This is a genomic window from Pseudomonas sp. BTN1 (assembly GCF_001907715.1).
Classification (GTDB): Bacteria; Pseudomonadota; Gammaproteobacteria; order Pseudomonadales; family Pseudomonadaceae; genus Aquipseudomonas; species Aquipseudomonas paracarnis.
In genome coordinates, this window is the sequence record NZ_MPBM01000038.1 from 308,050 (window position 1) to 326,456 (window position 18,407).

Consider the following 18,407-nt stretch of genomic DNA (forward strand, 5'->3'; position numbering starts at 1 on the left):
TGTAACGCGTGTCGTGAATTTCGAATTTTAGATACCTGCGTTCGGCCTGGCCGAACGCGCCCAGTGTGGGAGCTGGCTCCAGGTTCCGTCAGTCAGAGCTGGCAGTGAGCAGCCGTTGCGCGCGCAGCAGTACCGGCGCATCCACCATCTGCCCATCAATCTGATAAGCCCCTGCCCCATCAGCACCCGCCTCCACCACCCGCCTGGCCCAGGCCAGCTCTTCAGCGCTCGGCGCCAGCGCGGCATGGATCACCGCGACTTGCTTGGGGTGAATGCACAATGCCCCGGCAAAGCCCATTTCATAAGCGTGCCGGATCGAGCGGTGCAGGCCTTCGGGGTCGTCGATGGCCGGGTGCACGCCGTCCAGCGGCGCCGCCAGGCCCGCCGCGCGCGAATGCACGATCAACGCCAGGCGCGCCTGGTCGAGGGCCAATTCGGCCGCGCGGGAGTGACTGCTCAGGTTCAGGTCCAGCGCCAGGTCCAAGCCACCGAACGACAGGCGCTCCACCTGGGGCGCCTGGGCAATCTGCGCCAGTGCCAGCAAACCGCGTGCGCTTTCGATAATCGGCCAGATAGCCTTGCCGGTAGCGGCCACCACAGCCACCTGGGCCGCGCTTTCGACCTTGGGCAGCAATACCCCGGCGACATTTGCATGGGCCTTGCAGAAGGCCACGTCCTCAAAATGTTCGGCATGTTGCGGCGCGTTGATGCGCACCCACACCTGGGCCTCGCGATGGGCGCACAGGAATGCTCCCAGATTATCCCGGGCCTGACGTTTGAGCGGTTCTTCCACCGCGTCTTCAAAATCCACAATAACTGCGTCGGCGCCGCTGGCCAGGGCCTTGGCAAACCGCTCCGGGCGGCTGCCCGGCACAAACAGCGCAGAACGTACTAAAGGCTTTGGCATCACTTGATTCCTGATTAGATAACGCCGCGCTCGCGCAGGTGGTTAATGGCCTCAACGGAGTAACCCAGCTGATCGAGGATGCCTTGGCTGTGTTGCCCCAGCGCTGGCACGCCGTCCATGCGCGGGGTAAACGCGGCGTTACGGGCCGGTGGCAGCAGCGACGGCAACGGCCCCGCCGGGCTGTCGACGTCGCGCCAGCTGTCGCGGGCCTTGAGTTGCGGGTGGTCCCACACGCCTTGCATATCGTTGACCCGGGCGCTGGCAATTTGCGCGTCTTCCAGGCGCTGGATCACCGCCTCGACGTCCAGTTGGGCAAAGCGCTCCACGATGATCTGGCGCAGCACCTCGCGGTTGGCCGAGCGCTTGAAATTGGCGCTGAAGCGTTCGTCCATGGCCAGCGCCGGGGTGAGCAGCACTTTGTCGCAGAACGCCGCCCATTCGCGCTCGTTCTGCAAGCCGAGCATCACGGTGCCGCCGCCCCCGGTGGGAAACGGCCCATAGGGGTAAATCGTCGAATGCGCGGCACCCGCACGCGGTGGCGGCGCCGCGCCGTCGAAGGCGTAATACATCGGGTAGCCCATCCACTCCACCAGGCTTTCGAGCATGCTTACATCGATGCGACTGCCCTGGCCGGTTTTGCCGCGCAGCAGCAACGCCGACAGAATGCCGCTGTAGGCGTACATGCCGGCGGAGATATCCGCGATGGAGCAACCGGCCTTGGCCATCTGTTCTTCTTCTGGGCCTCCGGTCACCGAGAGGAAGCCGCCCTCGCTCTGGATCAGCAGGTCGTAGGCTTTCTTTTTCTCATAGGGCCCACCTTCGCCATAGCCGGAAATATCGCAGACGATCAGGCGTGGAAAGCGCACGTGCAGCGTCTCGAACGATAAGCCCATGCGCGCCGCCGCGCCGGGGGCAAGGTTCTGCACCAGCACATCGGCATCGGCCAAAAGCGCATCCAGAATGGCGCCCGCCTCGTCCTGCTTGAGGTCCAGGGTCAGGCTTTCCTTGGAGCGGTTGGTCCAGACGAAATGTGACGCCAGGCCACGCACCCGCTCGTCATAGCCACGGGCGAAATCGCCGGTGCCGGGGCGCTCTACCTTGATGACCCGGGCACCGAGGTCGGCCAGTTGGCGCGTACAGAACGGCGCGGCAATCGCGTGTTCCAGGCTGACGACGGTGATGCCGTCCAGCGGTCGTTGTTCAGTCATGACAAATCCCTCAAAGCCAATGGGCCATGGACGCGGTAGTTCGCAGGTTCCACACCTGCTCGATCAGGCGGTTGGCCTGGGCCGGGGTGCGGGCGCCGCTGAAGTCGGCCAGGCGCTGGAACTTGTCCGCCAGCTCGGCACGGCTCAGGGTGTTGCCCGGGTCGCCCTTGGGTTCATCAATGGCACCGTGCAGCGTGCGGCCATCGGTGGTGGTGACGGTAACGCGGCCCAGCCAGCGTTGCGGGTAGGCGTTGTCGACTTCGGGGTCCAGGCTCATGCAGACCTTGTCGCGAAACGCCGCGACCGCAGGATCGGTCAACGCCAGCTCATGGAATTCAGGCAAACCGGCTTTGCCATGCACAGCGATCAGCCCAAGCACCGTGCCCATGGAAAATTTGGCCTGGTGCACGGTGGTCGGCACCGTCACTCGGCCGAGTACGTCAATGGCGCCTTGGTGCACGTGGGTTTGCACCTGGGAGATCTGCGCAGCGCTCAGGCCTTCACGCTGCATCACGTCCAGCAGCGCATCGGCAGCAGGATGAGTGTGGCGACAGGAGGCGTGGAATTTGAACGAGGTTTCCACCAGCGCCCAACGGCTGCCCAGCTCGGAAGACAATTTGCCCGGTTGGGCATCACTGGACATCCCGGCCGCCAAACCTTGCTCACCTTCAAGGATATTGCGCGCGCCGGTCAGCCCATCGGCCGTAAGGTAAGCCGCCAGCAAGCCGTCCGCCGCCGCCTTGGCCGTGTGCAGTTGCTTGGAGTCGGCGGCATCGCGCAGAAACTCCCACAGCCCGGCAGCCTGGGTGCCGGCGCTGCCGAGCAGGTTGATGAATTGTTCTTCGTTGAAGTCGAGCAACTTGCCCACCGCGACCGCCGCCGCCAGGGTGCCGACCGTGGCCGTGGTGTGGAAGATGCGGTAGTGGGAGCGGCCCATGAACTCACCGATGCGAATCCCCGCCTCATAGCCGGCTACAGAAGCCAGCAACAGCTCACGGCCAGACTTGCCGAGGTCCTGGGCAGCCGCCAATGCAGCGGGAAACACCACGGTGGCCGGGTGCAGCACGGAGCTGTTGTGCAGGTCATCCTGCTCCACCAGATGTGAGGAAGCGGCGTTGACCAGTGCGGCAAAATACGCGCTGGTGCCGGTGCCGTTGACGATCACCTGGGCCGGGCCGCTGCTCGGGCCCATCTTCTGCGCGTAGCGTTCAAACAAGGGGATCGGGTGCGCGCCTTGGCTGGCCAAAGCGGACGCGAGCCAATCCAGATACAGCTCTTCGGTGCGCGCCAGCACGGGCTCGGGCAATTGTGAGTACGTCAGCTCGGCCAGGAACCGGCACAGGGCTTGGGTAGGGCTCATGCTCAGGCCCTCAGAAGCTACGTGGCAATTCGAGCAAATGCTCGGCCACGTAGGACAGGATCAGGTTGGTGGAGATCGGCGCCACCTGGTACAGGCGGGTCTCGCGGAACTTGCGCTCCACGTCGTACTCGCAGGCAAAGCCGAAGCCGCCGTGGGTTTGCAGGCAGGCATTGGCCGCTTCCCAGGACGCCTTGGCCGCCAGGTACTTGGCCATGTTGGCACTGGCCCCGGCGTTCTTGCCGCTGTCGTATTCCTCGCAGGCACGCCAGCGCATCAGGTCGGCCGCCTCGATCTCGATATGCGCCTCGGCAATCGGGAACTGCACGCCCTGGTTCTGCCCGATGGGCCGGCCAAACACCACACGGTCGCGGGCATAGGCGCTGGCCTTTTCGATGAACCAGCGGCCGTCACCGATGCACTCGGCGGCAATCAGCGTGCGCTCGGCATTCAGGCCATCAAGGATGTATTTGAAACCCTTGCCCTCCTCGCCAATCAGGCTGTCCAGGGGCAGCTCCAGGTTGTCGAAGAACAGCTCGTTGGTCTCATGGTTGACCATATTGGCGATGGGCTGCACGGTCAGGCCGTTACCGATGGCCTGGCGCAGGTCCACCAGGAAGATCGACATGCCTTCGGATTTTTTCTTTACGTCGGCCAAGGACGTGGTGCGTGCCAGCAGAATCATCAGGTCGGAATGCTGTACCCGTGAGATCCAGACTTTCTGGCCGTTGATCACGTACTTGTCGCCGCGCTTGATCGCCGTGGTCTTGATCTTGGTGGTGTCGGTGCCGGTAGTGGGTTCGGTGACGGCCATCGACTGCAAGCGCAATTCACCGCTGGCCAGCTTGGGCAGGTAGTAGCGTTTTTGCGCCTCGCTGCCATGACGCAGCAGGGTGAACATGTTGTACATCTGGCCGTGCACGGTGCCCGAGTTGCCGCCGCAGCGGTTGACTTCCTCAAGGATCACCGAGGCTTCGGCCAGGCCCAGGCCGGAACCGCCGTATTCCTCGGGGATCATTGCCGACAGCCAACCGGCGTCGGTCAGGGCCTTGACGAAGGCTTCGGGGAAGCCTTTTTCTTCATCGATCTTGCGCCAGTAAGCGGCATCGAACTCGGCGCACAAGGCGCGCACGCCGTCGCGGATCGCATTGAGTTCTTCGTTGTCATGGGCATTCATCTACGGCTCTCCGCCTGTTGTTATCGGGTTATTCGAAATGCACCTGGGCGGTCTGTGCCAGGCCTTCAGTGTTGCCAGCCCACAGTTCTGCGACGCCGGTGGCGGTGATGCGCCCGCCGACCTGAAAAGGCTGTGGCGCAATCAGTGGGCGCACGCCGCGATAGGCAAAGCGGAGCAAGGTCGCCTCAGGGTGCGCTCGGCAAAACGCACGCAGGTTCAAGGTGGCGATCAGCGGGCCATGCACCACCAGGCCGGCATAGCCTTCGGTGCCGGTGACATAGGGGTAGTCGTAGTGGATGCGGTGGCCGTTGAACGTGACGGCGCTGTAGCGGAACAACAGGGTCGGCGTCGGCTCGACGGCCTCTGTCCATTCGCCCCGGGCCAGCGCGTCGCCGCTGCCAGGCTTGGGTGGCGTGGGTTCGCGGTAGACGATGTCCTGCTCCTCGCGGATGGCCAGGCGCCCTTCCTGGGAGTAGTCATGACGCACGGTGACAAATAGCAGTGAGCCGGTGCGCCCGGTCTTTTCTTCGACCTGGGTGATGGTCGACACGCGCGTAGCCGCCTCGCCAGCCCGCAGTGGGTGCAGAAATTCAAGACGCCCACCGGCCCACATGCGATTGCGGTTATCGGCCGGCGGCAGGAACCCGCCGCGTGCCGGGTGGCCGTCGCTGCCCAACGCCACCTCCGGCAGCGGGTCCTGGAAAAAGCACCATTGCCACAACGCAGGCACAGCGTCGCCGTCGGCAGGCACCTCTTCACCTAATGTGGCGGCGATGCGCTTGAGCAGGTTATGGCTCAGGTGGTCGTAGGCGGTCTCACTTCGGCCGATCCAATCAGTGGCGCTCATCGGGTGCAGGTCCTCAGGCAGTGGGTGTCTGCCGAGGATCATGCAAGGGCCAGCCCGTTCTGAGAATTTGCATTTCAATAAACCAGCGTTCGGTTATGCTGAACGCCAATTTAATTGGAAAACACCGTACATCCCTGTGGGAGCGGGCTTGCTCGCGAAAGCGCAGTGTCAGTCACTGAATACATTGCCTGATACACCGCTTTCGCGAGCAAGCCCGCTCCCACATTTGGGTCTTCATTGTGATGAGGTTTGGTGTTTATACCGGGAGCCTTGCATGCACTTCGATCTCGCCGACCTGCGCCTGTTTATCCATATCGCCGAATCCCCCAGCCTCACTCAGGGTGCCAAGCGCGCCTTCCTGTCGCCGGCTGCCGCCAGTGCGCGGATCAAGGCCCTGGAAGGACAGCTCGACACGCGCCTGTTGTACCGCGACAGCCGGGGCGTGGAAATCACTCCGGCAGGCGAGCGCCTGTTACACCACGCGCGGTTGATCATGCGCCAGGTGGATTACCTCAAAAGCGAGTTCACCCAATACGGCGTGGATTCGGCCGGGCATATCCGTATCTTCGCCAACACCACGGCGGTCACCGAGTTTTTGCCGGAAGTCCTGGCAGGCTTTCTGTCACAGCGCCCGGGCGTCACCGTCGACCTGCAGGAACGCCTGTCACGAGACATCGTGCGCGGGGTGCTCGATGGCACCAGTGACATGGGTATCATCGCCGGCCCCGTGGAAGCCTCCGGCCTGCAAGTGTTGCATTTCAGCACCGATGAACTGGTGCTGATGGTGCCCGTCGGGCATGCCTTGGCCGAACTGCCTTCGGTCACCCTCGAGCAGACCCTGGCGTATCAGCATATCGGCCTGCATGAAGGCAGCACGCTGTTGAGTTTCCTGCGTGAACACGTCGAGCGTCTGGGCAAGCAATTGTCGCTGCGTATCCAGGTCTCGAGCTTCGAGGCGATCTGCCGGATGGTCGAGGCCGGCGTGGGCATTGGCATCATTCCAGAGTCCGCCGCCCTGCGTCACAGCCGCACCATGCAGCTGGTGACGGTGAAACTGGACGAGCCCTGGGCGATTCGCGAGCGCAGCATCCTGGTACGCGAGCTGGAAGCGCTGCCGGGGACCATACGCGCCCTGATCGCCACGTTGATGCCTGCCCCCCTGGGCAAATCCTGATGTTTTTATAAGCGGCCGTTAACAGTCTTTGACAGTTTCCCGACAAAGCACTCAAAGATTCTCAGCACCCGCCGCCCTAGCATTCCAGCATCCAAATCATCATTCGGGTGCTCTTGATGTTTCGCAGACTGCGCGGTATTCCGCTATTGGGTTGCCTGTTGGGCAGTATCGGTTGCCACTCGCAACCGCCTGCCCCGCCGCCGATTCAAAAAGGTGATTACGGCGCAATCATCCGCTACCTACAAACCCGCATTCCCCAGGAGATGGCGCGGGACAATGTGGCGGGATTGTCGATTGCCCTGGTCAATGGCCAGGAGCTGATCTGGGCCCGCGGCTTTGGCCTGGCTGACAAAGACCTGGGGGTGCCGGTCACGCCCAATACCGCGTTTCGCGCCGGTGGCATCTCCAAGCTGCTGACCGCCACGGCGGCGCTGCAACTGGTGGAGCAGCAACACCTGGCGCTGGATGCGCCGATCCAGCAGACCCTGCGTGAGTTCTACGTACGCTCCCGCTTTCACAGCGACCAGGCCGAGGCGGATCGAGCGATCACCTTGCGGCGCTTGCTCAGCCATCAATCCGGTTTGCCCAGCGAGCACCTGCGCGACCTGCGCAGCACCTATGCCATGGGGCAGATGCCGATGCGTGTGTCGGGTGTGTGGCTGAGCAGCCTGCCGGGCTCCCAGGTGGCGTATTCCAACCTTGGCTATGCCTTGGTGGGCGCCGCCATTGAGCGTAGCAGCGGCAAAAGCTTCGAAGCCCAGTTACAAAGCAGCCTGCTCACACCCTTGCGAATGAACCAGTCCAGTTTCCTGGGTACCGGTGCGCAAATGAGCTATCGCGCCCACGGCTACGAGGATGGCAAGGCCAGCACCGACCCCCAGGTGCGTGACCTCGCCGCCGGTGGCCTGTGGACCAGCCCCAAAGACCTCAGCCGCTACGTGCGCATGCTGTTTGCCAAGGGCACCTACAAGGGCAGTCAGATCCTCGGCAGCGCTTCTATCGATGCCATGTTTACCCAGCAAAACACCGGCAACGCCTTGGATTTCGACTGCCAGATGGGCTTGGGCTGGTTCTTGGCGCCCTGTGGTGACGAGCCCATCGGCCCCGGTGTGCGCACCTACCAGCACAGCGGTGGCGGCGACGACTTCGTGGCCCAGTTGACCCTGCTGCCGGATCAGCAACTGGCCGTGGTCATCATGGCCAACGACAGCAACGCCGAAGACATGGTGGTGTCGCTGACCACCGACAGCCTGCGCCTGATGCTCCAGGCTCAGACCGGCAAGCCCGTATGCGCCGACGACTGCCAGGCCCCCAGCCACGGCCTCAAGCTGCGCCATGTACCGGCGGCGGTGGATCGCAAGCGCCTGGCCGGCTTCTATGCGACCGCCTGGGGCGTGTTCCGCATCAGGGATGAGCATGCCCGTTTGAGCGGTGAACTGGCCGGCTACGATTTCCAGCTATTGCGTGATGAGCAAGGCTGGCTGCGGGCGCAGAAAAAGATACTGGGGTTCTGGCGCAAGGACCTCGGCGATTTGGGCCGCGTGCAGCTGGATGTCCTCACGGTACAAGGCCGCCAAATGCTCACCGCCCGCAGCCACGGCCAACGCATTGCCATCGGCGAGCGCATCGAGCCGCCGCCCTTGTCCGCCGCGTGGGCCAACACGGTCGGCACCTACCAGGTGCTCAGCAGCCATGAACCCGACGCGCCATTGAGTGGCATCAGCGTGCGCCAGGAGGACGGTTTCCTGGTGATTCGCGGCCAATTAAACGGCGAGCCGCTGACCGACTACATCCTGCTGCCCATCGACAACGCCCATGCGGTGCTGGCCGGCAACGGCTACGGCCTGGGCGATACCGTCAGCCGCCAGGTCAACGGCCTGAGTGCTTCGGGCTACTCGTTCAAACGCACCCATTCACCCCACACACCCTTGAACCTCTAACCAGGAAAACACCCTGATGCACTCAAAAAACCTGTGCCTGTCATTGACCTCACTGTGCCTGCTCGCCGCCGCCGATACGGCGCTTGCCGAAGACTGGCAATACAGCCTCAAGGCCGGCATGGCCAACGCACCCCGCTACAGTGGCAGCGACGAACGTATGACGGCGCCTGTGCTCGGCGGCAAAATCATCAGCCCCTGGGGCGTCTTCCTCGACACTGATACGGGCTTGGGCTGGGGTTACGAAGGTGATGCCCTGAGCTTCAGCGCATACGTTGGCGCAAGCGATTCGCGCAAGGATAAAAATGAAAGCATGCATGCCGGCTCCAAACGCCTCAAAGGCATGGGCGAGATCAAGTCACGTCCGCAATTGGGGGTAAGTACCGCCTACAACCTCGGCGGTGTGATCATCGGCGCCACCCTGGAACATGCGCTTGAAGAAGATAAACACAAGGAAACCGGCAAGGCTTTTACCCACCTGGAGTTGAGCCTGGGCACCCATCTCTATGAAGGCCGCTACGGCTCCGTCGATGCCGCCATCAACAGCCACTTCGGTGACCGCAACTACCTGCAAACCTGGTACGGCGTGACTGCCGACCAGGCCACCCGCAGCCGCTTCAAGGAATACAAGGCAAGTGCCGGCAATATCAGCAATGGCATGAACCTCTCATGGAGCGTGCCGATCAACGAACACACGCAGTTCTCGACCTTGCTCGATGTGCAATACCTGGCGAATGAAGCAGGCAAGAGCCCGATTGTGGAGCAGCGGCTGCAGGCGTCGGTGTTGGGGGAGCTGCAGTACACCTTCTGATCTGACTTGCCCTCTGTAGGAGCGAGCTTGCTCGCGAAAAACTCGCAGGCGCCGCGTTTATCCAGAAAACACGCGTTATCGTTGAGGTTCTTCGCGAGCAAGCTCGCTCCTACAGGATGGCATGGGGCAAGCCGCCTTACTCTGCATAGGCCCACGTCATTCGAAACGACGCCCCGCCCCACTCCGAATCCTGCACTTCCACCTGCCCGCCATGCCACTGGCTGACACGCTTGACCAGCGCCAGGCCCAGGCCAAATCCGCCTGTGCGGCGGTCGCGGCTGGCGTCAAGGCGCAGGAAGGGTTCGAATATCTTGGTGCGACCCTCCAGCGGTACCCCCGGCCCATCGTCGTTGACCCGCACTTCGTAACCGCTGCCAAACTTGACCAGCGACACTTCCACGCGACGATCGGCATAACGAATCGCGTTGCGCAGCAGGTTGATCACGGCCCGCGCCATAAAGCGTGGCTCGATCTGGATAACGTCCACCTCGCAGGTGCGCAACGACAACTGCACCCCTTCTGCTTCGGCCTCCAGGGCCACGCTGCCGATCACACTGTCGAGCCAACTGTGGGCCTCGATTTGCTCGCGGGTGACCTGGGTAGCGCCTGGCTCAAGGCTGGCATAGGTCAACAGCTCGGAGACCATTTCTTCCAGTTCACCGAGGTCGGCGTACATGTCGTTGATCAACGCTCGGCTTTGCCGTGGGTCACTCTGCTGCCTGAGCTGGTCCAGCTCGAATGACAGCCGCGCAATCGGCGTGCGCAATTCGTGGGAGACCGCGTTGGTGAGTTCGCGCTGGTTGGCGATCAAACCTTCGATGCGCTCGGCCATCTGGTTGAAGTGCCCGGCCAGTGAGCGCACGGTGGAGCGACTCGGCAGCAAGATGCGCGAGCCCAGGTCATTGTCACCGAAACGTTGCGCTGCCAGGCGGATGTGCTCCAGGTCGCGCCAGTGTGGACGCACCCAGAAATACAGGACGATGGCCAGGCTCACGCCCAGGAAGCCATAGGCCCACAGGTATAACCACTTGGGTTCTTCCGGCAATCTGATTTCGAGCAGTTGCGGGCCGTCGTCGATAGGCGCGAGAAATTTCATGAAGTCTTCGCGCACCACCACCTGGTCAGCCGCCAGGAGTTTCTGTTCCCGTTCGCTCAAATCCTGGGTGTCGCGCTGCACCAATTTGAGCCGCAAGCCGTAATGCGGTTGCAGCTCGTCCAGGCGTGCCTGGCGTGCCTCTGCCTGCACGGGGCGCAGTTGCTCCACCAGGGCCCAGGCCGGGCCGCGCAGGGCTTCACGGTTATAGGTTTCGTTGGACTCGGGCATGTAGGCGTCCAGGCCGTAGTTGACCAACCAGATCGACCCGGCCAGACCGAGCGCGAGAATCAGATAGAGGCGCAGATACAAGCGCAGCATCTACACCTCCCACGCGAACGGATTGAACAGGTAGCCCTTGCCCCAGATGGTCTTGATGCACACCGGCTCGCGGGGGTTGTCATTGAGCTTGCCGCGCAGTTTGCTGATGTAAACGTCTACGCTGCGGTTCAGGCCGTCAAAAGCGATGCCGCGCATGCGGTTGAGGATGTCGTCGCGAGAGAGAATCTTGCCCGCGCTGCTGGCCAGCAACCACAGCAACTCGAATTCCATGGTGGTGAGGTCAATGGTCTCGCCGCCCAGGCGGACCACCCGGCAACTGCGATCAATCGACAAGCGGCCAAATTCCAGGGCACCGCGCACGGTGGGCTCGGGCACTTGACGGCGCTGCAGCGCACGCAGGCGCGCCAACAACACCGGCGGTTTGATCGGCTTGATCACGTAGTCGTCAGCACCGGATTCAAGGCCAAGGATATGGTCCAGGTCATCTTCCTTGGCGGTGAGGATCACGATGGGCGTGTCCGACACGTTGCGAATCTCGCGGCAGACATGCAGCCCGCTCTGACCCGGCAGCATCAGATCGAGCACGACGATCTTCGGCTTGAAATCCAGGAACGCCGCCAAGGCTTCATCACCCCGGTACACCACCCGTACCTCGAAACCATGCTGCGACAGAAAATGCGAGACCAGCCCTGCCAGCTTTTCATCGTCCTCAACGAGCAAGACCTTGCCCAGACCCAGGTTTTCCATAAGTTCTCAGTGTGGATGCGCGGATTGAAATGGGGCCATTATAGGTGGCAAGCTGGCCGACAGATGTGGCTGACCAGCCCACAGCGAAGAAGCTTCATGCTTTTAAGAGTTTTTAACAAATAGCCTGCACTTTTTAACGCCATTGACAGGGAGTTCTATGCGCAAGGATTACCTGGCGTTCTTCATTTCGCTGTTCCTTTCACGGCTGGCCGACCAGGTTTTGCTGTTTATCGTGCCCCTGATCGTATTCCAGACCACTCAAAGCGTGTCGTGGGCGGGGCTGGCGTTTTTTGTCGAATCACTGCCGCGCTACCTGGCTTTTCCGGTGTGCGGGGCATTGTGCGACAGGTTTTCACCGGTGCGTATCCTGCATATCAGCCAGGTGTATCGGGCCGTGGCCTGCGTGGTGGCGATGGCGCTGTATGGGCTGTTCGACGGTATCCATTGGCTGGTCATGCTGTCCGCGGTATGCGGCGTGTTGACCACCCAGGGCATCATGGCGCGGGAAGTGGTGATGCCGCATATCTTCGAGCATTACACCTACGCCAAGACCTTGTCCTATTCGCAGATCGCCGACCAGAGCGGGCTGGTGCTCGGGCCATTGGTGGCGGCGCTGATGCTGGAAGTCTGGGCGTGGCCTTGGGTGGTGCTGGGGGTCGCCGTGCTGTTTGTGCTGGCGGACCTGGCGATGCTGATCTGGCAGCGCCACACCACGGTGGACCTGCACATCCATGAACAACAGCCGGGTAACTGGCTGCAACCCCTGCGCACCGCTTTTGGCCACATCCTCAACCGGGTGGAGTTGAAGCGCATCATCGTCCTGGCGGTCGGCGTGAACCTGATAGTCGGCGTGACGCTGGCCACCTCGGCTGCCATGGTCACCGGCCACTACGCAGCGGGCAAAGACACCTATGCCCTGCTGCAAGCCGCCGGGGCGCTGGTGACCATCGCGATTCTGTTCTACCTGGCGCATTCATCACTGAAGCTGAAGGTACTGGGCGGGTTGTCGTACTCGATGATCACCGTCGGCGCGCTGATCACAGCGCTCAGCCCCGGCGTGTGGGCCTACGCGGTGGGGTTCCTGCTGCTGACCGGCTTTGACAAGATGTTCAACGTGTACCTGCGCAGCACCCGACAACGGGTGATTCCGGTGCAGGACTTCGGCAAGACAGTCGGTGTGATGACCTTGCTCAACAACCTGGCCCAGCCCTTGGCGGGCTTGATGATTGCCGTGCTGGCAGCACCCTTGGGCACGCCAACGGTGATCCTGCTGCTGGCGGGGATCACCGCGTTGATCGGTGTGGCCGTGGCCTCAGGCTGGCACGCCACTGTGAAAGCGGAACTCGACGTCGGGTGATTCGATCAGGTCCTGCTCGGTGGCTCGCACCCGGTCGATCACCTGGGCGATGTCCTTGGCGTCGCCGTACTGGTAAGCCAGCTTCAAGTAACCCTGGAAGTGCCGCGCCTCGCTTTTGAGCAAGCCGAAGTAGAACTTGCCGAGTTCTTCGTCCAAATGCGGCACCAGCGCTTCGAAACGCTCGCAACTGCGCGCTTCGATAAAGGCGCCCACCACCAGGGTGTCTACCAGCTTGACCGGCTCATGGCTGCGCACCACCTTGCGCAAACCCGAGGCATAACGGCCGGCGTGCAGTTGACGCAGTTCGACCTTGCGCTTTTTCATCAGGCGCATGACCTGCTCGTGGTGCACCAACTCTTCGCGGGCCAGGCGCGACATCATGTTGATCAGGTCAACGTGACCGTAGTACTTGGCCATCAGGCTCAAGGCGGTGCTGGCGGCTTTGAATTCGCAGTTCTTGTGGTCGATCAGCAGGGTTTCCTGATCGGCCAACGCGGCCTGGACCCAGGCATCGGGGGTGCGGCAGCCGAGGAATTCATGGATTTCGGGCAGGTTCATCGGGCTCACGGGCAAAAGATCACAAAAGGGCGCCGATTATACCGACCCCGCCGCAGACCACCAGCCACCGGCCTTGATGTGTATCAACATGACGGCTGCCGGCCAGCAACTATAGTTATCCAACGCCCCGCCCTTTTGGAGATCCCGACCATGCAAGCCATCCGCAGCATCCTGGTGGTCATCGAACCCGAGCATTCGGAAAGCCTGGCCCTCAAGCGTGCCAAGCTGATTGCCAAAGTGACCGACGCGCACCTGCACTTGCTGGTCTGTGACAAGAAGCACGAGCATTCGGCGCTGCTGAGCCTGCTCAAGGAAGGCTTGAAAGAAGACGGCTACAGCGTCACCACCGAGCAGGCCTGGAACGACAGCCTGCATGAAACCATCATCGATGTGCAGCAAGCCGAAGGCTGTGGCCTGGTGATCAAACAGCACTTCCCCGACAACCCTCTGAAAAAAGCCCTGCTGACCCCGGCGGACTGGAAGTTGCTGCGCTATTGCCCGACGCCGGTGTTGCTGGTCAAGACCGCCACCCCCTGGGCAGGCGGCGTGATCCTGGCGGCCATCGATGTGGGCAACGCCGACGGCGAACACCGCTCGCTGCATAATTCGATCATCGACCATGGCTTTGATATCGCCAGCCTCGCCAAAGCGCAGTTGCATGTGATCAGTGCTCACCCCTCGCCCATGCTGTCGGCGGCAGACCCGACCTTTCAGCTCAAGGAAACCATCGAGGCGCGCTATCGCGAGCAATGCAAGGCCTTCCAGGCCGAGTTCGACGTGGACGACAGGCACCTGCATATCGAGGAAGGCCCGGCCGATGTGCTGATCCCCCATATTGCCCATCGCTTGCAGGCGGCGGTGACCATTATCGGCACGGTGGCACGCACGGGGATTTCCGGCGCGTTGATCGGCAATACGGCGGAGGTGGTGCTGGATGCGGTGCAAAGCGATGTGCTGGTGCTTAAACCGCAGACGCTCATGGACCATCTGCAAGAGCTGGCGACCAAGCCCTGACACCGACCTTCAGGCAATGTGGATCAAATGTGGGAGCTGGCTTGCCTGCGATTGCGGTGGGTCAGCTGGCGCATTTGCTCCTGATACACCGCTATCGCAGGCAAGCCAGCTCCCACATTGACCTCGCCAGTCAATTAACCCAGCGCATCTTTCAAGAACCCAGGCGCGATATAGCGCTGGTAATGCGCCTCGGACAAGATAAAGAACTCGCGATCAATGGCATCGCGCAGTTCAGGCAGCGCCCAGTCGCGAAACTCCGGCAACAGCACCATGCCGTACGCCTCCAGGTTATTGATCACCCGGGCCCCACGGGCGATCAACTGGTAGGCCCAACAATACTCGGACTGGTGTGGCACAAAGCGAATCTTGCGTTGCTCCAACTGCCCGCGCAGTGTCTTGGGGTCGAAAACCTCCACTTTGCCGGCCATGACCTGCACCAACAGCTGCTCAAGCCTGAGCCAGACCGCACGCTTTTCTTCTTCGTTATAGCCGTTCCACTGGATCACTTCATGGTGAAAGCGCTTGCATCCACGGCACACGAGATCGCCGTAGACCGTAGAGCACAGGCCGACGCAGGGGGTCTTGATGGTTTGGTTGGGCATGGGCAGCAACACGCAAATCAGCGAAACAGTGCGCCATGTTAGCCCTTTGTCTAAGGTTGATCACCCAGCAAACTTGAGTAGGCAACTTACCTTTAGATTTTTTTTGCCGTAGAATCACCCGGCCTTGTAAGGCGCCAATAATCCGCTGGAAGCTGTTTTCAAAGCGTCACGAGCACAGTCGTTCCTTCAGAACGGTGTTGGCGCAGGTTCGACCCGGTAGGTCAGAGCCCGCGCCAACCCTCATCAGCTCCGTTCTGCAGGCGTAAAACTTTGAAAGCAGCTTCTGTAAGAAATGGCGGCAGCGCTGGCTTTGCGGCCCAAAAAGCCCCCGAGCGCATGCGTGCCGTTCATTTCTGGATGAGCGTCCCGTGGGACCACTGATGAGGGTAATAACTGTGCTTGAAGCCTACCGCAAACATATCGAAGAGCGTGCCGCACTGGGTATCGTTCCCCAGCCGCTTAACGCCGAACAAACCGCAGGCCTGGTCGAGCTGCTGAAAAATCCTCCGGCTGGCGAAGAAGAATTCCTCGTTGACCTGATCACCAACCGCATTCCACCAGGCGTTGACGAAGCCGCTTACGTCAAGGCCGGTTTCCTGTCTGCCCTGGCCAAGGGCGAAGCCACTTCCCCCCTGATCGACAAGAAACGCGCTGTTGAACTGCTCGGCACCATGCAAGGCGGCTACAACATCGTGACGTTGGTCGAGCTGCTGGACGACGCCGAACTGGCACCCGTCGCGGCCGCCCAACTCAAGCACACCCTGCTGATGTTCGATGCGTTCCACGACGTCGCCGAAAAAGCCCGCAACGGCAACGAGCACGCCAAAGGCGTGATCCAGTCCTGGGCTGACGGCGAGTGGTTCCGCAACCGCCCTACCCTGGCCGACAAGATCAGCCTGCGCGTCTTCAAGGTCACCGGCGAAACCAACACCGACGACCTGTCGCCTGCGCCTGATGCCTGGTCCCGCCCTGACATCCCGCTGCACGCCCTGGCCATGCTGAAAATGGCGCGTGAAGGCATCGTGCCGGACGAGCAAGGCAAGACCGGCCCGATGAAGCAGATCGAAGAGATGCGCGGCCAAGGCTTCCCGATCGCCTACGTCGGTGACGTGGTCGGTACCGGTTCGTCGCGTAAATCGGCAACCAACTCGGTGCTGTGGTTCTTCGGTGACGACGTGCCTTACGTGCCGAACAAGCGTGCTGGCGGTTTCTGCTTCGGCAGCAAGATCGCTCCGATCTTCTACAACACCATGGAAGATGCCGGCGCACTGCCAATCGAATTCGACGTTACCAACATGAACATGGGCGACGTGATCGACCTGTACCCGCATGCTGGCAAAGTCTGCAAGCACGGCACCGACGAAGTCCTGACCACCTTCGAAATGAAGACCCCGGTGCTGTTGGACGAAGTTCGCGCCGGCGGACGTATCCCGCTGATCATCGGCCGCGGCCTGACCGACAAGGCACGCGCTGAGCTGGGCCTGGGCCCTACCGACCTGTTCAAGCTGCCTGAAGCGCCTGTCGACACCGGCAAGGGCTTCACCCTGGCGCAGAAAATGGTCGGCAAGGCCTGTGGCCTGCCAGAAGGCAAAGGCGTTCGTCCTGGCACTTACTGCGAGCCGAAGATGACCACCGTGGGGTCCCAGGACACCACCGGCCCAATGACCCGTGACGAACTCAAAGACCTGGCGTGCCTGGGCTTCTCGACCGACCTGGTGATGCAGTCCTTCTGCCACACCGCGGCTTACCCGAAGCCGATCGACGTGACCACCCACCACACCCTGCCTGACTTCATCATGACCCGTGGCGGTGTATCGCTGCGTCCAGGCGACGGCATCATCCACAGCTGGCTGAACCGCATGCTGCTGCCGGACACCGTCGGTACCGGTGGCGACTCCCACACCCGTTTCCCGATGGGCATCTCGTTCCCGGCCGGTTCTGGCCTGGTCGCGTTCGCCGCAGCCACTGGCGTAATGCCACTGGACATGCCGGAATCGATTCTGGTGCGCTTCAAAGGCAAGATGAAACCTGGCATCACCCTGCGTGACCTGGTGCATGCCATTCCTTACTACGCGATCCAGGCTGGCCTGCTGACCGTAGAGAAGAAAGGCAAGAAGAACGCGTTCTCTGGCCGCATCCTGGAAATCGAAGGCCTGAACGACCTGACGCTGGAACAGGCTTTCGAGCTGTCCGACGCCTCGGCTGAACGTTCGGCTGCCGGTTGCACCATCAAGCTGTCCAAAGAGTCCGTCACCGAGTACCTGAACTCCAACATCACCCTGCTGCGCTGGATGATCGGCGAAGGCTACGGCGATGCACGCACCCTGGAACGTCGCGCCCAAGCGATGGAAGCCTGGGTTGCCAACCCGGAGCTGATGGAAGCCGATGCCGACGCCGAATACGCCGAAATCATCGAAATCGACCTGTCGGAAATCAACGAGCCGATCCTCTGCGCGCCAAACGACCCGGACGACGCCCGTCTGCTGTCCAGCGTCGCTGGCGAGAAGATCGACGAAGTGTTCATCGGTTCGTGCATGACCAACATCGGTCACTTCCGCGCTGCCGGTAAGCTGCTGGAGCAGGTCAAGGGCCAGCTGCCTACCCGTCTGTGGCTGTCGCCGCCGACCAAGATGGACGCTCACCAACTGACCGAAGAAGGCTACTACGGCATCTACGGCAAGGCTGGCGCACGTATGGAAATGCCAGGCTGCTCGCTGTGCATGGGCAACCAGGCACGCGTTGAGCCGAACTCCACCGTCGTGTCGACCTCGACCCGTAACTTCCCGAACCGCCTGGGTGATGGTGCAAACGTCTACCTGGCATCGGCTGAGCTGGCTGCCGTGGCCTCTACCCTGGGCCGCCTGCCAACCGTCGAAGAGTACATGGGCTACGCAGCGAAACTGGACACCATGGCCAGTGACGTCTACCGCTACCTGAACTTCGACCAGATCGCTGAGTTCCGCAAGATCGCAGCAAGCGCCAACATCCCGGTGATTCAAGCCTAACGGTGTGTTGATGTGAAAGGCGCCGCGTATCGCAAGGTACGCGGCGTTTTTTTGCGTGCGCCAAAAGGGTAACGGATGTCAATCCAGGCTCCCGCTCCCCCTTAAAGAGTTGTATCAGACTGAAAAGTACTGGCCGCCGACAGCCTTTGCACGACGACCTACCAGATCAGGTAGTTGTCCCTCTACGCCTTGAAGGCTAAAACTCTCTACACCCTGACGCCTGTATCACGGAACCCACCAGCTCTGGATGTACTTCGCGCTGTAAGCCGTACCCCTTAATAAAAAAAACAAACCCTGCCCTCGACACCCAAGCCCGGTGCCAGGGGCGCTC

15 protein-coding genes are annotated in these 18,407 nt (G+C 61.7%); 6 read left to right on the forward strand and 9 right to left on the reverse strand.

Translation table 11 applies throughout. From position 1 onward, the window contains the following. Positions 1–88 precede the first annotated feature (88 nt). From BMH52_RS19970 to BMH52_RS19990, 5 genes are read right to left on the reverse strand one after another with little or no spacing between them, the layout of a single operon-like run. Entirely contained in the window at positions 89–907 is an 819-nt protein-coding gene (locus BMH52_RS19970; RefSeq protein ID WP_073844812.1) for a CoA ester lyase, read from the reverse strand. Between the two features lie 14 nt (positions 908–921). Beyond that, positions 922–2,115, reverse strand: a complete 1,194-nt coding sequence (locus BMH52_RS19975; protein ID WP_073844814.1) for a CaiB/BaiF CoA-transferase family protein — start codon at positions 2,113–2,115, stop codon at positions 922–924. A 10-nt stretch (positions 2,116–2,125) separates the two neighbouring features. Next, the gene (locus tag BMH52_RS19980; RefSeq protein WP_019820158.1) at positions 2,126–3,475 is read right to left on the reverse strand and encodes an MmgE/PrpD family protein; all 1,350 of its coding nucleotides are present in this window, start codon (positions 3,473–3,475) and stop codon (positions 2,126–2,128) included. A gap of 10 nt (positions 3,476–3,485) precedes the next feature. Continuing rightward, positions 3,486–4,649, reverse strand: a complete 1,164-nt coding sequence (locus BMH52_RS19985; RefSeq protein WP_060767458.1) for an acyl-CoA dehydrogenase family protein — start codon at positions 4,647–4,649, stop codon at positions 3,486–3,488. 28 nt (positions 4,650–4,677) lie between these two features. Then, positions 4,678–5,496 (reverse strand): MaoC family dehydratase N-terminal domain-containing protein, encoded by an 819-nt coding sequence (locus tag BMH52_RS19990; protein WP_073844842.1) that lies wholly within the window; start codon positions 5,494–5,496, stop codon positions 4,678–4,680. A 274-nt stretch (positions 5,497–5,770) separates the two neighbouring features. Here BMH52_RS19990 and BMH52_RS19995 point away from each other — a divergent pair, with 274 nt between their 5' ends. From BMH52_RS19995 to BMH52_RS20005, 3 genes are all read left to right on the forward strand, one after another. Continuing rightward, positions 5,771–6,670, forward strand: coding sequence for a LysR family transcriptional regulator (locus BMH52_RS19995; RefSeq protein WP_014718343.1), 900 nt, complete (start codon positions 5,771–5,773; stop codon positions 6,668–6,670). Positions 6,671–6,786: 116 nt separating this feature from the next. Continuing rightward, positions 6,787–8,610, forward strand: coding sequence for a serine hydrolase (locus BMH52_RS20000; RefSeq protein WP_069868454.1), 1,824 nt, complete (start codon positions 6,787–6,789; stop codon positions 8,608–8,610). A gap of 16 nt (positions 8,611–8,626) precedes the next feature. Continuing rightward, positions 8,627–9,418 carry a MipA/OmpV family protein gene (locus BMH52_RS20005; protein WP_032902151.1) on the forward strand — a complete coding sequence of 264 codons (792 nt, stop codon included), beginning with the start codon at positions 8,627–8,629 and terminating at the stop codon, positions 9,416–9,418. Positions 9,419–9,554: 136 nt separating this feature from the next. On the opposite strand, the gene BMH52_RS20010 is transcribed toward BMH52_RS20005, so the two are convergent. Then, positions 9,555–10,832: an ATP-binding protein gene (locus BMH52_RS20010; protein WP_014718340.1), complete on the reverse strand. Its 1,278-nt coding sequence runs from the start codon at positions 10,830–10,832 to the stop codon at positions 9,555–9,557. Further along, positions 10,833–11,540 carry a response regulator gene (locus BMH52_RS20015; RefSeq protein WP_014718339.1) on the reverse strand — a complete coding sequence of 236 codons (708 nt, stop codon included), beginning with the start codon at positions 11,538–11,540 and terminating at the stop codon, positions 10,833–10,835. It abuts the gene before it with no gap. Positions 11,541–11,697: 157 nt separating this feature from the next. On the opposite strand from BMH52_RS20015, the gene BMH52_RS20020 reads away from it, so the two are divergent. Further along, positions 11,698–12,897 carry an MFS transporter gene (locus BMH52_RS20020; protein WP_073844816.1) on the forward strand — a complete coding sequence of 400 codons (1,200 nt, stop codon included), beginning with the start codon at positions 11,698–11,700 and terminating at the stop codon, positions 12,895–12,897. Here BMH52_RS20020 and BMH52_RS20025 read toward each other — a convergent pair. Continuing rightward, on the reverse strand, positions 12,853–13,455 hold the full coding sequence (locus BMH52_RS20025; RefSeq protein ID WP_014718337.1) for a tRNA-(ms[2]io[6]A)-hydroxylase: 603 nt from the start codon (positions 13,453–13,455) through the stop codon (positions 12,853–12,855). The genes BMH52_RS20020 and BMH52_RS20025 overlap by 45 nt on opposite strands. 150 nt (positions 13,456–13,605) lie before the next feature. On the opposite strand from BMH52_RS20025, the gene BMH52_RS20030 reads away from it, so the two are divergent. After that, positions 13,606–14,469: a universal stress protein gene (locus tag BMH52_RS20030; RefSeq protein ID WP_014718336.1), complete on the forward strand. Its 864-nt coding sequence runs from the start codon at positions 13,606–13,608 to the stop codon at positions 14,467–14,469. Positions 14,470–14,603: 134 nt separating this feature from the next. Here the strand turns inward: BMH52_RS20030 and BMH52_RS20035 are convergent, their stop codons facing one another. Next, positions 14,604–15,071, reverse strand: a complete 468-nt coding sequence (locus BMH52_RS20035; RefSeq protein WP_003190830.1) for a DUF1289 domain-containing protein — start codon at positions 15,069–15,071, stop codon at positions 14,604–14,606. A gap of 395 nt (positions 15,072–15,466) precedes the next feature. Between BMH52_RS20035 and acnB the strand changes: the two genes are divergently transcribed. Further along, positions 15,467–18,076: a bifunctional aconitate hydratase 2/2-methylisocitrate dehydratase gene (acnB, locus tag BMH52_RS20040; RefSeq protein WP_003190828.1), complete on the forward strand. Its 2,610-nt coding sequence runs from the start codon at positions 15,467–15,469 to the stop codon at positions 18,074–18,076. The last annotated feature ends 331 nt before the right edge of the window (positions 18,077–18,407 follow it).